Source organism: candidate division WOR-3 bacterium (assembly GCA_013177935.1).
Classification (GTDB): Bacteria; Hydrothermota; Tepidihabitantia; order Tepidihabitantales; family Tepidihabitantaceae; genus Tepidihabitans.
The window spans coordinates 278,656-296,662 of record JABLXZ010000002.1 but is presented as its reverse complement, the minus strand read 5'-3'; the positions used below and the strand labels follow the sequence as shown (position 1 = coordinate 296,662).

At 53.2% G+C, this 18,007-nt stretch carries 16 protein-coding genes; 1 reads left to right on the top strand and 15 read right to left on the bottom strand.

Annotated features, from left to right (window positions below; translation table 11 throughout):
• Positions 1-36: 36 nt before the first annotated feature.
• From guaA to HPY86_04535, 5 genes are read right to left on the bottom strand one after another with little or no spacing between them, the layout of a single operon-like run.
• A complete protein-coding gene (guaA, locus tag HPY86_04555) occupies positions 37-1,566 on the bottom strand; it encodes a glutamine-hydrolyzing GMP synthase (protein NPV14184.1) in 1,530 nt (509 codons plus the stop codon).
• A 3-nt stretch (positions 1,567-1,569) separates the two neighbouring features.
• Positions 1,570-1,986, bottom strand: coding sequence for a hypothetical protein (locus HPY86_04550; GenBank protein NPV14183.1), 417 nt, complete (start codon positions 1,984-1,986; stop codon positions 1,570-1,572).
• A gap of 10 nt (positions 1,987-1,996) precedes the next feature.
• Positions 1,997-4,459: a leucine--tRNA ligase gene (locus HPY86_04545; GenBank protein NPV14182.1), complete on the bottom strand. Its 2,463-nt coding sequence runs from the start codon at positions 4,457-4,459 to the stop codon at positions 1,997-1,999.
• On the bottom strand, positions 4,452-5,456 hold the full coding sequence (holA, locus tag HPY86_04540) for a DNA polymerase III subunit delta (protein NPV14181.1): 1,005 nt from the start codon (positions 5,454-5,456) through the stop codon (positions 4,452-4,454). The genes HPY86_04545 and holA overlap by 8 nt, the downstream gene beginning before the upstream one ends.
• 18 nt (positions 5,457-5,474) lie before the next feature.
• Positions 5,475-6,239, bottom strand: coding sequence for a 1-acyl-sn-glycerol-3-phosphate acyltransferase (locus HPY86_04535; protein NPV14180.1), 765 nt, complete (start codon positions 6,237-6,239; stop codon positions 5,475-5,477).
• 310 nt (positions 6,240-6,549) lie between these two features.
• Between HPY86_04535 and HPY86_04530 the strand changes: the two genes are divergently transcribed.
• On the top strand, positions 6,550-6,714 hold the full coding sequence (locus HPY86_04530) for a hypothetical protein (GenBank protein NPV14179.1): 165 nt from the start codon (positions 6,550-6,552) through the stop codon (positions 6,712-6,714).
• 17 nt (positions 6,715-6,731) lie between these two features.
• Here HPY86_04530 and HPY86_04525 read toward each other — a convergent pair whose 3' ends face one another.
• The 10 genes from HPY86_04525 to topA form a co-directional block, all read right to left on the bottom strand.
• The gene (locus tag HPY86_04525; protein ID NPV14178.1) at positions 6,732-7,262 is read right to left on the bottom strand and encodes a DUF4416 family protein; all 531 of its coding nucleotides are present in this window, start codon (positions 7,260-7,262) and stop codon (positions 6,732-6,734) included.
• A complete protein-coding gene (gene scpB, locus HPY86_04520; protein ID NPV14177.1) occupies positions 7,259-7,888 on the bottom strand; it encodes an SMC-Scp complex subunit ScpB in 630 nt (209 codons plus the stop codon). Before scpB ends, HPY86_04525 begins: the two co-directional genes overlap by 4 nt.
• Positions 7,888-9,216 (bottom strand): aspartate kinase, encoded by a 1,329-nt coding sequence (locus HPY86_04515; GenBank protein NPV14176.1) that lies wholly within the window; start codon positions 9,214-9,216, stop codon positions 7,888-7,890. The genes scpB and HPY86_04515 overlap by 1 nt, the downstream gene beginning before the upstream one ends.
• Positions 9,125-10,315, bottom strand: coding sequence for an aminotransferase class I/II-fold pyridoxal phosphate-dependent enzyme (locus HPY86_04510; protein NPV14175.1), 1,191 nt, complete (start codon positions 10,313-10,315; stop codon positions 9,125-9,127). The genes HPY86_04515 and HPY86_04510 overlap by 92 nt, the downstream gene beginning before the upstream one ends.
• A 174-nt stretch (positions 10,316-10,489) precedes the next feature.
• Positions 10,490-11,650, bottom strand: a complete 1,161-nt coding sequence (locus tag HPY86_04505) for a pyridoxal phosphate-dependent aminotransferase (protein ID NPV14174.1) — start codon at positions 11,648-11,650, stop codon at positions 10,490-10,492.
• The gene (locus HPY86_04500) at positions 11,647-13,770 is read right to left on the bottom strand and encodes a transketolase (GenBank protein NPV14173.1); all 2,124 of its coding nucleotides are present in this window, start codon (positions 13,768-13,770) and stop codon (positions 11,647-11,649) included. Before HPY86_04500 ends, HPY86_04505 begins: the two co-directional genes overlap by 4 nt.
• Before the next feature lie 8 nt (positions 13,771-13,778).
• Entirely contained in the window at positions 13,779-14,429 is a 651-nt protein-coding gene (gene fsa / locus HPY86_04495) for a fructose-6-phosphate aldolase (GenBank protein NPV14172.1), read from the bottom strand.
• A gap of 132 nt (positions 14,430-14,561) precedes the next feature.
• Positions 14,562-15,155, bottom strand: coding sequence for a CvpA family protein (locus tag HPY86_04490; GenBank protein ID NPV14171.1), 594 nt, complete (start codon positions 15,153-15,155; stop codon positions 14,562-14,564).
• A 325-nt stretch (positions 15,156-15,480) separates the two neighbouring features.
• On the bottom strand, positions 15,481-15,900 hold the full coding sequence (locus tag HPY86_04485) for a DNA-binding protein (protein NPV14170.1): 420 nt from the start codon (positions 15,898-15,900) through the stop codon (positions 15,481-15,483).
• Entirely contained in the window at positions 15,881-18,001 is a 2,121-nt protein-coding gene (gene topA, locus HPY86_04480; protein ID NPV14169.1) for a type I DNA topoisomerase, read from the bottom strand. Before topA ends, HPY86_04485 begins: the two co-directional genes overlap by 20 nt.
• Positions 18,002-18,007: the final 6 nt, after the last annotated feature.

Below are 18,007 nucleotides of genomic sequence, written 5' to 3'. Positions count from 1 at the left end.
ACTGCTAAACGGTATCAGGCACGGTATGCTTTCTAACTACTCCCACTCAATCGTTGCCGGCGGTTTGGAGGAGATGTCGTAAACCACCCGATTGATTCCCGGCACCTCATTGGTGATACGGGCGGCGATGCGGGCAAGCAAATCTTCTGGCAGTCGTGCCCAATCTGCGGTCATCGCATCGGTTGATGTGACCGCGCGCAGGGCAACAACATTCTCATAGGTCCGCTCATCACCCATCACCCCAACCGAACGCACCGGCAAAAGCACACACAGCGCCTGCCAGACCTTGTGGTAGTAACCTGAACGGTGCAACTCGGTGATGAAAATTTCGTCGGCGGCACGCACCAGTTTCAGCCGCTCCGGTGTCACCGCACCCAGGATGCGTACCGCCAACCCGGGTCCCGGAAACGGGTGCCGCTCAAGAATCGCCTTCGGGATGTGCAGCGCCCGTCCTAAACGCCGGACCTCATCTTTGAACAGTTCCTTTAGCGGCTCAATCAGTTTAAACTTCAAATCCCGGGGCAAACCGCCCACATTGTGATGGGTCTTAATTGTTGCCGAAGGGCCGCCAAACGCCGAGCGCGACTCAATCAGGTCCGGATACAGCGTGCCCTGCGCCAGAAACTCAATTCCACCCAGGTCCCCTGCCACATCTTCAAACACCCGGATAAACTCATTGCCGATAATTTTCCGCTTCTTTTCCGGGTCGGTAACACCCTTGAGCCGGGTTAAAAACCGTTCTGCTGCTGGCACAAACCGCACCGGTAACCGGCGCCGCAGCGTCCTTAACACCGTCTCCGGTTCCCTGGCGCGCAAAAGTCCATTGTCAACAAAAACCGCTACCAGTTGCCGGCCAATTGCCCGGTAAAGCAATGTGGCGAGAACTGTTGAGTCAACCCCGCCCGATACCGCACACAACACCCGCTTTTTCCCCACCGTGTTTCTGATTTCCGCGGTCTTTTCGGCAATAAACTCCTGCATTGTCCATTCCGGCCGGCACCGGGCGATGCGGAAAAGAAAGTTCGCCAGAATCTTCTTTCCCAGTGGCGTGTGCTCCACCTCCGGATGAAACTGCACCCCGTAAATGCGCCGTGACTCCTGTGCCATTGCCGCGATGGCAAGATGCCCGGTCCTGCCCAACTTCTCAAACCCGGCAGGCACTCTGGTCACCGAATCGCCATGGCTCATCCACACCGAAAACCGCGCTGGTAACCCGGCAAAAAGCGGGCTCGACCCAACCTTCTCAAACTGCGCGCCGCCGTACTCCCGCGCACCCCCGCGCGTCACCTTTCCCCCTAAAAGATAGGCGGTAAGTTGCATCCCGTAGCAAATCCCGAGAATCGGGATACCCAGACTGAAAATCGCCGGGTCCGGTAAAGGTGCCTTCTTCTCAAACACGCTTGCCGGACCACCGGAAAGGATGAGCGCCCGCGCCTGACGGCTCAATATCTCTTCAGCCGCGATGTTAAAAGGCACAATCTCGGAGAAAACCCGCAACTCCCGAATGCGCCGAGCAATTAACTGGGTGTACTGGGAGCCGAAATCTAAGACTAAAACCTTTTCCAGTTCTTACCTCACCTTTTCTGCTGGTAGCAGGGTATCGGTTGCCAGCAGGTCACAAACGCCGGACGCCTTGCCATAAAGCAAAAGACACTGGCGATAGATATCGGCTGCTGACTTGACATCCTTAGAGGCGCGCCACTGCGCCAGTGCCGTCTTCAGGTCCCGAATCTGCCCTTCAAGATAGTCAAGCCGGCGGTTGAGGAAAATCCGCTCAATCAACGCCGATGAACTCAGCCGGTTGCGCAGCACCACCGCACTGCTTTCCAGTTCTGCAACCCGGCGCTCAAACGCCTGAATAGACTCTGCGGTCACCTCAAAAACCACCAGCCCTGCCTGTTTCACCCGCTGCCGGGTGAAGTTAAATATCAACAGCCCGAACAAAAACGCCAATACTATCAGGAGAAACCAGAAAACTCCCTTCATCATAACCTCCTTAACGGACCACGATGTTTACCACCCGGCCCGGTATTAAAACCACCCGCACCACCTCTTTCCCCTCAATATGGGGTGCGACATCTTTGCTTTCCAGTGCCGCCTTTTTCACCTCCTCCTCACCGCTTGTCCGGCTCACAACCACCTTACCCCGCAGTTTGCCGTTGACCTGGATTGGTATCTCAATCGTGTCAAAGTGCACAAACCGCTCATCCCATTCCGGCATTGGTTCGGTAAATATCGAGCCTTTTTCTGGGTAGTAACGATGCCACAACTCTTCGCTCAGATGGGGCGCAAACGGCGCCAAAAGTTTAACAAACCGCACCAGCGCAAACTTAAACACCGCTGAATTCCGGTCCGGGAACAGATACAGCTCATTCAGGAACTCCATCAGCGCGCTGATTGCGGTGTTAAACTGGAAGTTCTCGGCATCGGTTATCACCTTCTTATGGGTCTGATTCAGTCGGATGTAAAGTGTTTTCTCCTCGGCGCTCAATTTGTCCACCGCCAGTTTTTCCGGCGGCGGTTGATAACCCGCATCTTCAAACAGCCGCCAGATTCGAGCGATAAAACGCTTGACACCGGTAACCAGTTCATTTGACCACTCCAGCGGCTTCTCGGGCGGTGCGGCAAAGAGTACCCCGAGCCGGGCACAGTCCGCACCGTGCTCCTCAACAAACGGTCCAACCCACACCCCATGGCGCCGGGACGAAGACATCGTCTTACCTTCCAGCGAAACCATCCCCTGGGTGTGCAAAACCCGGCAGGGTTCTTTTACCGAAACCATCCCGAGGTCATGCAGAACCCGGGTAAAAAATCGGAAGAAAATCAGATGGCCACAGGCGTGCTCAATACCGCCGATGTACTCATCAATCGGCAACCACTTGTCCGCATTCTCCCGGGTAAAGGGCAGTTGGTCGTTGTGCGGGTCGGTGTAGCGCAGATGGTACCAGGAAGAGTCAACAAAGGTGTCCATCGTATCCGGGTCGCGCTGCGCCGGACCACCGCACTTCGGACAGGTGGTGTTGATAAACGACTCCACTCCGGCAAGGACCGACTTGCCTTTGGGTTTGTAATCTTTGACCTCGGGCGGCAAAAGGACCGGCAACTGCTCATAGGGAACCGGAACAATGCCGCAGTGCGGGCAGTGAATCATCGGAATCGGTGTGCCCCAGTAGCGCTGCCGGGAGATAAGCCAGTCTTTCAGCCGGTACTGTACCTTGCGCCGGCCAATTCCGCGCCTTTCCAGTTCCTCAATCACCAGTTGAATCCCCTTTTCCGAAGGTGTGCCGTCAAACGGACCGGAGTTGACCATCACCCCTGGTTCGGTGTAGGCAGCGGTCATTTCTTCGGGCAAAAGCGTTTTGCCTTCAGGCACAATTACCACTTTAATCGGAATTTGATACTTCCGGGCAAACTCAAAGTCCCGCTGGTCGTGTCCGGGCACACCCATCACCATTCCGGTTCCATAACTGGCAAGCACAAAGTCCGCAATGTAAATTGGTACCCGTTCGCCGGTCAAGGGATTTTGGGCAAACTTGCCCGTGAAAATCCCCTGTTTTTCTCTACCCGCAGCGGTCCGCTCAATCTCAGGCTGAATCAAAACCCGGTGACAGAACTCTGCGACCGCCTGTTCCTGCGGTGTGCCCCGGGCAATTGTTTCTGCCAGCGGCGCATCCGGTGCCAGCGCCAGAAAGGTTACTCCGTAAAGCGTATCAGGCCGGGTGGTCCACACCGGAATTTTCGTGCCGTCGTCCAGTTGAAAATCGACCTCAATCCCTTCGGACCGGCCAATCCAGTTGCGCTGCATCACCCGTACACTCTCGGGCCAGCCCGTCAACTCCTCAATTCCGTCCAGCAAGTCCTGGGCATAATCGGTGATTTTGAAAAACCACTGGGTCAATTTCTTCTTCTCCACCGGCGCCGCACAACTCGAACGGTAACACCTGCCTTCTACCACCTGCTCATTCGCCAGCACCGTCTGGCAGCGCGGACACCAGTTGACATAAGCCTCCTTGCGGTATACCAGCCCCCGTTCATAAAACTTCAAAAACAACCACTGATTCCAGCGGTAATACTCGGGCCGACAGGTCGTAACCTCCCGGTCCCAGTCATAGCCGATGCCTAACAGTTTGAGATTTCTCTTGCACAGGTCAATCGAATCAAAGGTCCAGACCCAGGGTGGGATGTTGTGCTCAATCGCCGCATTTTCCGCGGGCAGACCGAACGCATCCCAGCCAAACGGATGCAAAACATCAAACCCCTGCATCATCTTGAGCCGTGCCACGCAGTCACCGATACAGTAATTGCGGGCGTGACCTAGATGCATATCGCCCGAAGGGTAGAGAAACATCTCTAAGACATAGTACTTTTTCTTCGGGTTGGGATTCGTCTTAAAAACCCCTTTTTCATCCCAGAACCGTTGCCATTTCAACTCTATTTCTCTTATTGAGTAATCACTCATAACTCGACCTTCCTTTCACCGCTTCTCTTGTTCTCCCGGGTCCCAGCGCCCAGACCAGCCACATATCAAGTAAAGCAAATGGTTCCGGATGGCCGGAAACAATCCGCCGGTTGATTTCGTAAAGTGCGTCAATCGCCTTATACAGGCGCCGGGTCCGGACCGCACCTTCACCCCACGGCATCTCTTTCGTATAATAGTCCGGTTTGCGCAACCAGTTCAAGAGCGCATAACCTAAATTGACCACAATCCGCAACGGCTCCTCGCCCTTCTCCTCAAGCCGTCGCAGCAAACGCAGCGCCGCTGCGGCATTGCGCTCCCGCACCATACGAATAAACTCCTGCAACTCAAACACCCGCGTTGAACTGACATACCGCTTTACCACATCCTCGGTAACCTTTTCTCCTGCATCCAGCACCGTCTCCAATTTATCCATCTCCCCTTTAAGAAACCGCAAATCACTCCCGCACACCTCCACCAAACACTGTGCCGCCCCATCGTCAATCTTCAGCCCTGCCGCCTCACCCCAGCTTTTCAACAACCGCACCAGCCCATCACCCTCGGGCGCCCGCAACTGCACCACAAACCGTTCCACACCGGCTTTCTTAAAAACCTCCTTCAACCCTTTTTCATACTCACAACTTGCCACCACCGTCACCGAATCTGGCAAACTAACAAACACCCCGCACAACTTTTCCAGCGCCTCCTTGCGCAACTCCTCTAAGTGCTCAACCACCACCAGCCGCCGCGGTGCTGCGACCGGCAACTGCCGTGCCGCCGCCTCAATCGTTCCGACAACATCACCCCGAACCTCGTGTGCATCAATCTTTTCAAAATCAAAAACTTCCAGCCCGGGGATTAGCAACTTTGCCTTTAAAAGCCGGACAAACTCCTCAACAAAAAGCGGTTCACTGTCGTAAAACAGATAAACCGAACGGAGCCGTTTGGACGCTACATCAGCAAAAACATCCTCGGGCGCCTGATACTCCTTCTGACGCATACCGAAAACGATTTTACCTCAATTTCTCCTTGGGTCAACGCTCACCCGTAATCGGGAAAACTCCTCCTGGAGCCGCTGATTGATGCGCGCCAGCTCCCGCCGCAACTCTTCTGCAGAAGAAGGCGGTACCGCGGGCGGTTCAATTGGCTCACCAATCGCCACCACGATATTGCGATTCAGCAAATTCCCCAAAACCGAAAAGAACCCCTCCCAGGCTTCGTCCAGACCGGCTTTGGAATTGGGTTCCGGTCCCAGTTTCAACCCGGCAACATACACCGGTACCACCGGTACCTGAGCCCGCACCGCCAGCCACGCGGTACCATCGTAGAGATGGTCAACACCACCCCGGCGGTTCAACTCACCTTCAGGATAGACCCCCAACACCGCGCCCTGCTTCAACATCTGGACACTGCGCCGCAAAGTCGGGATGTTTTCATTACCCTTGCCAATCGCCACCGGCATCGTGTCACACAGATTCTTCATCCAGAAACCGACAAACCGCGAATGGAACCACCTTGCCGCTGCCAGAAAAAATACCCGGGTCCGCAACGCCAGTTGAATCACAATCGAATCCGCTCCGGTCAGATGATTTGCCGCAACCACAAACCCGCTTTTGATTGGTAGTCCAACCCGTTCCTTACCAACCACCCGAATCCGGATTAGCAGCCCGTAAAGGGTGAGCAGCACCGCCTTCACGCCCGCCCACACTCTGCGGGCAAACTTCTCCTGCTCAAGCACAACCGGCTGTGCCCTTTTATTCTCCGGCGCGAAATTAGCACTCATTTTAACACCCACAACTCCTGTTTTATTGTAAAGACCCCATTGATATCTGTCAATACAGAATCCCGCTCGCCTTAACTTGATTGACAAAAATTTGCTGGTAAACTACTATCAGCGGTAGGGTGAAAATCGTTCGCCCGCAAAGCGGTCAACTATGTAATTGCCGTTTGCCCCGATGGCCGCTCTCTTTCATCAAAAACGCGGACGAATGCTCTATTCCCCGTGCCAAGGTCGGTTTTCGTGGCAGCACAAATTTCTTTGTGACCTCGTAGCCGGCAAGGTCCGTTAAAATTTACCTGTTAAAGGAGGCAGCATGGCGGAAGAGCACAATAGCCATAACGAAGCGGTCGTGGAAGCGCTGATTGAGATTGCAGCGCTCGTCGAGGTGTTGATTGACAAGGGAGTTTTCACCGCTGAAGAGTTTCAAAACAAAATCGGCGAGGTGATTGAACGGTTCTCCACACCCGAACCAGAGTAACCTTGCCCGATTTAGGGTTATGTGATTTCGGTTCTACGCCGTAACGCCTCTTCTTCGAGTAGCCGATTACGGCAAGCACGGAGGAATTCCAGACAAATGGCGGTGCGATAGTCAGGATAGGTCCAGGCAAGAGGCTGAAACCCACCCTTTTGATAGATGAGGGTCACTTCCGCATAGATGCCGTCGCCCAGATAGATGCGGTGCGAATAGTCTTTAGTTGTGGCAAGGATTAAGTTGTGCAGGGAAAGGATTCCCGGGTCGAGGTTCACTTGCCGCCTGCCCAGCGCATCTTTGAGTTGCCCTTCAAGTGCAATAGCGGTTTTCTTATATGAAATTAGCCGGTCCGGTTCAAAAACTCCTTGATGCGCCACCCAGGAACGCAACAGGTCTTTTCCCAGCTCCTCTTGATAGTAATTAGAAAAGTCCCAGGGTATAACCGGGCTTTTTAACTCAACCGGACCAAATGTTTGCTCAAGAAGTTTAACGCCCTGTTCCAGCATGTCCGGATTACGGGCGATAATCCCAACGATGAGTTTAACCGGCTTCAAGAGGTCGATTGGGTTGAGTCCGAATCCGGTGTTTCCCGTTCCGCAAGGAAGGTGCTCAGTTCTTCAAGGTTGGGCAGCTCATCGAGCGACTCCAGACCAAAGTAACGGAGGAACTCCCGGGTTGTGCGATAGAGAAACGGGTTTCCTGGTCGATGCGCCCGCCCCGCGGTCACAATCAGTCCGCGTTCCAAGAGTGTTAACAGCGGCGCCGAGCAGTCAACCCCGCGCAGTTTCTCAATCTCCGGCTTGGTAACCGGCTGTTGATAGGCGATGATAGCAAGAACCTCAAGCGCCGCGGGCGATAGGCGCTGGACCCGCTGGTGCTGGTACAGTTTTCTTATCCAGTCGGCATATTCGGGCAGGGTGTAAAGCTGGTAACCGTGGGCAACCCGCGTGATGCGAAACGCCCGGCCTGTATCGGCATAAGTTTGGTTCAGAGTGGTAATTACCGTACGAATCTGTTCCTCATCCGCGCCGGTAATTTCCGCAAGTCGACTTAAAGGCACCGGCTGGTCACAGGCAAAAAGCAGCGCTTCAACAATCCCGGCAAGGTCATCAGTCGAGTACTGAGGCGCAGCGGTAGCCGGATTTGCTAACTTCTGTTCTTCCTGATTGCTGTTTTCCATCACTTCTTTGTCAGCCGGAATCGGGTTAAAAGTGCGGTAACAGCGAGACGCAGTTCTGGTGCGCGGATGAAACAGGTGAGCCGGAGTGCCGAAATCGCAAACGCCTCAATGTGAACCTGTGCCTGATGTAATGTCGCAAAGGTCTCACCAATTATGTCCGCATCGGTTCCTACCCCAGGACCGACAAGCGAAACCGCACTGAGGTTGTCGTCAACCTCCAGCCGCCGTGCCCCCAATTTTTGGGTAAGTGGCTGCAAAAGGCCGGTCGCCTTTGTTAAATGTGTCGCCGGGATGTAAAAGAGCAGGTCAAATCGGTCGCGATGGGGGATACCGTGATTAAACAGCAACACCGGCACCCGGGCGGTACTTAAACTGGTAACGACCTGATGCAGACACCGTTTCTTTTTGACAACATCAACCAGCGCAACCCGGGCAACCGCCGATTCATGCGTTATTGCCCGGACAAATGGTTTTTCCATCGGTGATTGTGCTTTTACCATAGTTCCTCGCTTGTTGTTAAAAGTTGAACGGATAACCAGTGGCACCCGGTACTTTTCGGCTAAGGCACAGGCACGGGGATGAATCACACCGGCACCGGCTTGCGCCAGTTCGGTCAGTTCCTCAAAGGTGATTTCCGGCACCTGTTTCAGATTGGGAAACTCATGGGGATTTTCCGTAAAGATGCCGTCAACATCCTTGTAGAATTCGCACCGGTCCGCTTTAAGTGCCGCGGCAAGCGCCACCGCGGTAACATCAGAACCACCCCGGCCCAGAGTTGTTATCTCCCGCTCTTCACTCATCCCCTGAAAACCGGCAACAATCGGTACCTTTCCCCGCCGTAAAGCATCATTAACCCGGTAAAGCCGTACCTCCTGAATTCGGGCATCAGAGTGAAATCGGTCGGTGATGATGCCAACCTGTGAACCGGTAAAGGATGCCGCCTCCTGCCCCTGGTTGAACAGCGCCAGCGAGAGTAGCGCCATCGCCTGCCGCTCACCGGTGGTCAGCAGCATATCCAGTTCCCGGGGCGGTGGCGCCGGGTTAACCATCAACGCCCGACGGTACAGTGCATCAGTCGTGTCGCCCATTGCCGAAACCACTATCACCAGCCGGTCGCCAGCACGCCGGCGCCGGGCAATCTGCTTTGCCACCTGCTCCAGCTGTCTGATGCTGGCAAGCGAACTGCCACCGAATTTTTGAACTATCAGCGCCATACCGCTTGACTCTTTCCCACCTTCACCGTTGGTTCGTCTTAGCGAGCCAGCGCCGAATCCGGGTACCCGCAATCTTAAGCCGGTTTTCCGGCGCAACCAGCGCAAATCGGACAAACCCTTCGCCCTGTTGGCCAAAACCCCGACCCGGGGCAGCAACAACCCGGCACTGCTCAATCAACTTCAGGCAAAATGCGTAGGAACGGGAACCGTTGTGCATCTCCTGCCACCATTCGGGCAGTTTTGCCCAGACATAAAATGTGCACTCTGGTAAATTAACACTCCACCCCCCGCGGGTTAATTCGCTTACAAAAACATCCCGGCGCCGCTGGTATATTCGGCGTACATTCGCCGCTATTTTATTGCCCTTACTCAGGGCAAAGACCGCAGCGTCCTGAATCGCCCCAAACGGTCCGGAGTCAACATTCTCCTTTATCTTTAACAGCGCATTGAGCATATCTCTATTACCAACCGCAACCCCGAGCCGCCAGCCTGGTATGGAAAAGGTCTTGGATAGTGAGTGCAACTCAAGCACACAGCCTTTGCTGTCCGGGACTTGAAGGATGGAAGGCGGTCGCTGGGAAAAGTAGATTTCCGAATAGACATTGTCATTGACAATATAGAATCCATATTTCAATGCCAGGGCAACAACTTCCCGGTAAAAACTGAGCGAAGCAATTGCGGTCGTGGGGTTATTGGGAAAGTTCAGGCAGAGGAGTTTCAGCCGGGGGGCAAGCCGGCTGATGAAATCAAGGTCCGGAAGAAAATCGTTTTTTTCTTCGAGGGGTACAAGCACAAGCGACGCCCCGCACAACCTGCTTTGATTAAGATAAACTGGATAGCCCGGGTCGCAGACCGCAACCGTATCACCCCGGTCACAGCAAGCCCAGAGCAGATGAGCCGCACCCTCTTTTGAACCCAATAGCACCACTACCTCATTTTCCGGGTCCAGTGTGACCCCAAACCGCCGCTGATACCATCGGGCAAAGGCACGCCGTAAACTCAGTTTTCCTGAATATCCAGGGTAACGATGGTTCTCCTGATTTTTTAAGGCTCGGACAAGCATCCTAACGAGCGCTGGTTCTGGTGCCAAATCAGGGTTGCCTTCCCCCAGGTCAATCAACCCGCGTCGGACCCGCGCCTTAAACCGATTCAGTTCAGAAAAAAGATAAGGGGGAAGCAGCGACAGCCTTTGCGCAAAAGGACCACCTGCCACTACTCACCTTCCTTTACAGAGGCTCCTGCCACCATTCTCCTCCACAGATGAAAACCCGTCTCACGACTCCCCGAGATTTATGGGAATCCCTCCTGCAACTCCCCTCCCTATTATGGGAGGGGGAAAAGGGGAGGGTACACTCTCCCTTTCCGCAAGGAAGGAAAGTGCCCTGTTTCATCTTCGGGCTAAGAACCGCTCTATTCGTTCCAGCGCCCGCTGGATATTCTCAATTGAATTCGCATAACTGAAACGCAAAAACCCGTCCCCGAATTTGCCAAAACAGGTTCCCGCAAGACAGGCAACACCCTCCTCTTCAAGAAGACGGTGCGCCAGGACCTTACAATCAATCCCGGTCCCTTCAATATTGGGAAACGCATAGAAGGCGCCCTGCGGCTTGTTGCACCGAAAACCCGGAAGCCGATTCAAACCCTCGACAATAAAGTCCCGGCGCCGCTTGAACTCTGCCACCATCCGGTCCACCTCATCATGCGGACCATTGAGCGCCGCAAGGCAGGCACGCTGGATAAAAGTCGCGGTGCAGGAGTTGATGTTGGTCTCAATCCGTGCCATCTTCTCGGCAAGTTCCGCCGGCATTATTCCGTAGCCAATGCGCCAGCCGGTCATCGCAAAGGTCTTGGAAAACCCGTCGAGGATTATCAAACGGCGCTGAACTTCGGGAAACTGCGCAATTGACTCAAACTGCCCTTCATACACAATCTCCGAGTAAATCTCATCAGCGAGAATCCAGATATTGTACTTCAGGGCAACTTCGCCAATCAAACGCAAATCCTCCCGGGTTAAAACCCCACCCGTGGGGTTTGCCGGCGAATTAATCACAATCAGTTTCGTTCGAGGATTTACCAGTGAAACCAACTCCTCCACATCCAGTCGAAACCCCCGTTCCTCCCGGAGTCGAATCGGAACCGGTCGTCCGCCCATATACTCAATCATCGATTCGTAAATCGGGAACCCCGGATTGGGATAAATCACCTCATCACCGTTCTCAACCAGCGCCATTATCGCAAACGACATCACCGGCTTTCCACCGGGCGTGACAACAACCTGCTCCGGGAAAAACTTCACCCCGCGCAGCCGACCCGCATACTGGGCGATTGCCTCCCGTAACTCAGGCAAACCTGCTGAAGGACCGTAATGAGTCCAGCCCTCATCCAGCGCCTGCTTTGCCGCCTCAACAATATGTCGGGGTGTCGGAAAATCCGGTTCGCCAATCTCCAGATGAACCACATCCATTTTGCACTCCAGTTCCTTTGCCCGGCACAAACAGTCGAAAGCGGTTTCTGTTCCCAACCGTTCCATCCTCTCTGCCAGTCTCATTTTTTGCCTCCTGCCTTCCGTTTCGGGCTCGCACTACGCCGTTTTTTCTCTGTTATCGGCGCCGTTCCGCCGCCTGATTTTCCCTTCGCCATATCGTACAACTCTTTTGCCTTGGCTGCGATGTGCTCAGCCGAAACCTCAAACTCCCACATCAACTCCCAGGGTTGACCCGACTCGCCAAAACGGTCTTTTACCCCAATCGCACCAAACGCCAGTGCGTGACCGTAAAGTTCCGGTGCCGTATGCAGGACATAAGAGACCCGGTTTGCCAGCCCGCCAATCTGATGCTCCTCTGCGGTCAAAACCACACCAGTTTCCAGCGCCGCCTGAATCAAAAACCTCTGGTTGGGAATTGTCTCGCCGGGATGGGTGCTGGGCGACTTTAATGTGTGCAGATTGATAACCCTAGTCTCAATCCCAAAATCCTCTTTCAAAATCCACGCCGCCCGCAACGCCTCGGGCACCATCGGTCCACACGCTACAATTGTCAAATCCTCCCCTTCTCCTTCATAACTGTCCGCGGTCTTGACCTCAAACGCCTCAATAAACTTATCTTTTTCCCCACGGTACCGATACACATTGGGCATTCCCCAGACAAAAGGTGTCTCGGGTGTGGTAACAACTGGCGTCGCCTCGCGCGCGAACCGAACATACTTCGGACCATTGATATTCATAAGCAAATGCTCGGTTACCCGTTTTGTTTCAAGCGCATCAGCCGGCACCGCCACATGCATATTCGGCAAACCACATATCTGGAACAAATCCTCCAGCGCCTGATGGGTTGCACCATCAGGACCAACCGAAACCCCACCGTGCGCCCCGGCAATCAAAACATTGAAATTCCCGTAGCAAACCGTGGTGCGCAACTGGTCCAGATTCCGTCCTGCGGCAAAAACACCATAAGTACCGAAAACTGGTAACTTACCCTCCTTTGCCAGCCCTGCCGCCACATTCGTGCCGGACTGCTCAGCAATCCCAACCGAAATCCACCGCTCCATTCGCTCCGGATACTTCTCGTAAAACTTTGAAATGGTAATTGACCCTGAGATGTCCGCACCGATACAGCACACCCTTTTGTCATCACCCAGTGCCTCGAGCGCCTCACCAAACCCAAAACGGGTCGCCTTCATCTCCACCTTCATCTTCTCCTGCTGGTTCCAGAAGTAGTCCCGGGAAAACTTCGGCACCTTCGCCATCAACTTTGCCGTCGCCTCCGCCTGATAATCGGCTGCCTTTTTCAGCAACTTCTCGTAATCAATCCGGAAATGAAGTCCCAGCTCCTCCAACCCCTTAACCATCTCCGCTTTGTTCGGCGCCTTACCATGCCAGCCCGCAACATTTTCCATAAACGAAACGCCTTTACCTTTGGTCGTGTGGCAGATAATCACCGTTGGCTGACCCTTGTGCTTCGCCGCTTTATCAAAAGCCGCCAGAATCTGGTGCATATTGTGACCATCTATCTCAATCACATTCCAACCAAAGGACCGGTACTTTTCGGCAATCGGGTCAATCGGCATCACATCCTTCACCCAGCCATCGATCTGTAACCGATTCTTATCGAGAATACAACAAAGGTTATCCAGTTTATACGCACCCGCCTCCATTATCGCTTCCCAGATTTGCCCCTCCTGATGTTCACCGTCACCCGTAATACAGTAAACCCGATAATCCTTCTTATCCAGCCGGGCCGCAAGACAAATCCCCACCGCCACCGAAAGCCCCTGGCCTAACGAACCTGAAGAAATCTCCACTCCGGGTAGCTTCAGCCAGTGCGGATGCCCCTGATAAGGAGCATAAAGCTTCCTCAGCCGCACCACATCCTCAACCGGAAAAAAACCGGCCATCGCCAGACCTAAATAGAGTGCTGGCGCCTTGTGACCGGTTGACCAGATAATCCTATCCCGGTCCTCCCAGAAAGGGTTCTCAGGATCGTGTCGGGCAACATGGAGATATAGTGCAGCGGTCACATCCATAATGGAAAGCGTGCCGCCCGCATGTCCCGAACCCGCGGCACACAGTGCAATCAGGTTGTAACCGCGCATCAGATTAGCCGCCTGAATCAACTCCGCTACCGAATAACTTTTCCGCACCGCCTTCGTCTTTGAGTCAACTATCGGCATAAATTCTCCTATCCTTTGGGAATTCCCTGATAGTCTTCATAAAACTTCTTAACACCGGCATCGGTCAAAGGGTGCCGCACCATCTTTAAGAGGACATCATAAGGAATAGTTGCGATATGCGCGCCCGCCCGCATCGACTCGACCACATGCAACGGATGCCGGATACTGGCGGCAATCACCTGGGTCGGGAAGTCGTAATAGTCAATCATCGCCGCAATATCCCGCACCAAATCCATCCCTTCGTGCGAAATGTCGTCCAACCGACCGACAAAAGGTGAAATAAAAGTCGCGCCAGCACGGCAGGCTAAAAGCGCCTGGTTGGGTGAAAAAATCAGGGTGACATTGGTCATTATGCCCTTCTTTGCCAGCCGGCAAACCGCCTTTAGGCCCTCAATCCCCATCGGGATTTTTACCGTAACCTTTTTCGGGTCCAGTTTTGCCCACTCTTCCGCCTCCCGCACCATACCATCCGCATCCGGTGAAATCGCCTCAACCGAAACCGGTCCATCCACCACATCGAGAATTTCCGTCACACACTCCTTAAACGGCTTGCCGGTTTTCTTTACCAGCGTTGGGTTAGTGGTTACCCCTTCAAGGATACCCCAGCTTGCTACATCTTTAATCTCTTTGATATCGGCAGAATCAATAAATATCTTCATGATACCTTGCCTCCTGGATTAAAAATGGAATAGTACTTGTCAAGGAACTTTAGTATAACAAGAAAAACAAAAAAGGCAAGTACGGGCAAGTTCCCGTACTCCTGTCTTTTTGCCCGCTTGATGAAATTTGCGCTACCTATAAGGTGCGGCACCGGTGCGGAGCAGATTGAGTGAGCGACCCAGCTGCGAACCGGTTCGCAAAACCGAGCCCACCTCCTCAATCTGCCCCGCTGTCCTGCTCATTAACCTTTCCACCCCGCAACTCAGGAGCGACCGCGTGTCAAGAACTTTATCCGCCAGCGCCAGAACTCGCATTGCGGCACTGGAACGGCTGAACACGCGCACACTGGGCGGAAACACAACGAGGGTAAAAGCGAGACCAAGCCAAACCACCGCCAGGCCCTTTGCCAGTCCGAAGATACCCCCAAGAAAGATGTCGAGATACTCAAGGCGGCTCCAGTCCAGCAGTTTCAAAAGCACCCGTCGGACAAAACGAAGTCCCAGCCAGGTGGCGGCGACAAGAACAAGGAAGGCGAAAAAAGCGGATGCGGGATAGTTGTGAAGGAATCGGTCGAATGCGGGGGAGACGACCGTTTGATTCCTCAACCCGATGAGGAGCCCAAGCGAAGGGAAAAGCAATGAGCAGAACCTCCTTATCAGACCCGAATAGTAACCACTGACCATAAACCCAAGGATGAACAAAATGATAATAACATCCACCGCCATTTGAAACCCCTCGGTTAAAATCACAGCATACTCTGTGCCACCGCTTCGCTATCCTTATTTTGTCATAACATATAGAAAATCAGAGACTAACAACTATAACACCAATTCGCTATCAATCTGCTGTTCTATTGGGTTTTAGTGGAGACACAATCATATTGCATTAAATCACAATAACATGTACCGGGTGACCAATTTTAAAACAATTGTCGCACCTGTGGAAGAAAGGCCAGACTTTCCGACAGAGTTACGGCACAGCCAATAGTTAGATAAGGAGAAGGTGCTTATCTACCGGCTCCGTATTTTCTATTTAATTGCTCCAGGACCCTTACAACTTGAGGAGCTTTAAGCCAGTCTCCCTTTCAAGTTCCCGGTGTAACTTCTTATCACCTGGCAAAACGGTAATCTCGCAGGTGGCAGATACTAAACCGGCAAACAGGTGTCCTCCATAGGTCGCCATTCGCTGGTCGCTAAGAACTATATGACAGTGGCAAATTGGCTGTTTATCCTCCCAGGCGATGTTGCCTACAAGGGAAACAATCTCATATTCACCTTTTAACCGGCGCCGGTGGTAGGTCTGTTTATCAAAATGGTAATAACCCAACTCAAAATTGGTACCCGCCCCAATTCCCAGGACAACCCCGGATTTTATCTTTACTCGCCGGGAAAATTCTACAAGGCTTGTTATTATCTCCTCACCCGGCCAAAGCCTTAACTGATAGAACCGGTTATTTTTGGTCCATCTCATTCTTCCCCTCTTTTTTCTCTCTCTTTCTGTTTTTCTGGACGAACCGGCATTTCGGATACCCGGAGCACGCGATGAATTTACCAAACCTACTCTGTCGCTCAACCAACGGCTTGCCGCACTTCGGACAGGTCTGTTCAAGGAGTTTAGGCGGTTCTTTAGGTGGCCGTTTTATAAAGTCACATTCCGGATAACCGGAGCACGAGACGAATTTACCAAACCTACTCTGTCGCTCAACCAACGGCTTGCCGCACTTCGGACAGCTATCCGCCAACGGTTTCTCTTCGTTCTTTTTCACATAATCGCACTCCGGATATTTTGCACACGATATAAATTTGCCAAACCTACCCCAGCGCTCTACCAGAACCGAGCCGCACTTCGGACAATGTTCGTTAAGCTCCCGGATTAAACCATCTTTGATTTCGCTCATCTCCGCCTCTGCCCGGTCTAAATCCTCCTTAAAAGGTTGATAAAACCGTGCCACCACCTCACGCCAGTTTTCTTCCCCTTCCTCAACCTGGTCAAGCTCCTTTTCCATCTCGCGGGTAAAACCAATCTCAAATATGTTAGCAAAACGGGGAATTAAAATGTCGTTCACCACCATCCCCAGTTCCGTTGGAACCAACTTTCCCTGTTTTCTCTCAACATACCGACGCTCAATCAAAGTTGGGACAATCGTCGCATAGGTCGATGGTCTGCCGATGCCATTCACTTCCAACCGTTTGATTAAACTTGCCTCTGTGTAGCGGGGTGGCGGCTGAGTAAACTTCTGTTCTGGTGTGAATTCCGCCATCTTAACCAGTTCGCCTTCCTGGAGTTCCGGCAATGCGCTTTCCTTATCCGGTTCACCGTAAACCCGTTCAAATCCTTCAAACACCCTTCTCACCGCCTCGGTCCGGAAGGTGTAATCGCCACCTTCGACCAGAACCTCGGTGAGACTGTACAGAGCATCCGCCATCTGGCTGGCGACAAAACGGCGAAAAATTAACTCATAAACCTTAAACTCATCCGGTGTCAAATATGGCTTAACCTGCTCTGGGGTCAAATCCAAGCGCGTTGGCCTAATCGCCTCATGCGCACCCTGAGCACCTTTGCGGTCTGGATAGACACGGGGCTTGTCTGGAAGAAATTGCCTGCCATAGACCTTAACAATCATATCCCGCACCCCGTCGATAACATCCTCCGCTACTCGAAATGAGTCGGTCCTGGGATAGGTAATCAAACCGACCGTCTCTTCCTTCAAATCTACCCCTTCAAACAACCGCTGCGCGATGCGCATCGTGCGCGCCGAACTGAACTTAAACAACTGCCCCGCTTCCTTTAATAGCGTTGCGGTCACAAATGGGGCGAGTGGTCTTTTGCGCCGCTCGCGGCATTTCACCGCGCTAACCCTGAACTGTGCCTTCTCGCACCCCTGACGCACCACTTCCACTGCAGACCGGTCTTTTAATTGGAACGATTGATTGGCGATTTTTACCAGTTGCGCTTCAAATCTCTCGCCGCTCGCGCGCATAAAAATCGCCCGTACCACCCAGAACTCTTCAGATTGGAAATTCGCAATCTCCCGCTCCCGCTCAACTAAAATCCGCAGGGCAACGGTTTGCACCCGTCCTGCCGACTTTCCCGCCCGCACTGTACGCCATAGTAAGGGTGAAACAAGATACCCTACCAGCCGGTCAAGTACGCGGCGTGCCCGATGAGCATCAACCTTACGGAGGTCAATCTCGCCGGGAGAACGGAACGCGGTTTCAATCCCCCTCGGTGTTATTTCGTAAAACAACACCCGTTTTATCGGTGCACCGTTCTTCAACTCCTGTGCCACGGAATAGGCAATCGCCTCACCTTCACGGTCCGGGTCACAACCCAAATAAACCGTCTTTGCCTGCTTTGCCGCCGTTTTTAACTCATTGATTATAGCCGCCTTACCCCGGATTTTAATGTACTCTGGTTCAAACCCGTTCTCAATATCAACCCCGAGCCGGGATTTCGGCAAATCCGCAATGTGTCCCCGGGACGAAAGCACCTTTATCTTGCCTTTTAAGAGCCGGCTAATCGTATGCGCCTTGGTTGGCGACTCAACAATCAATAAATCTTTTTTCGCCATTGGGGG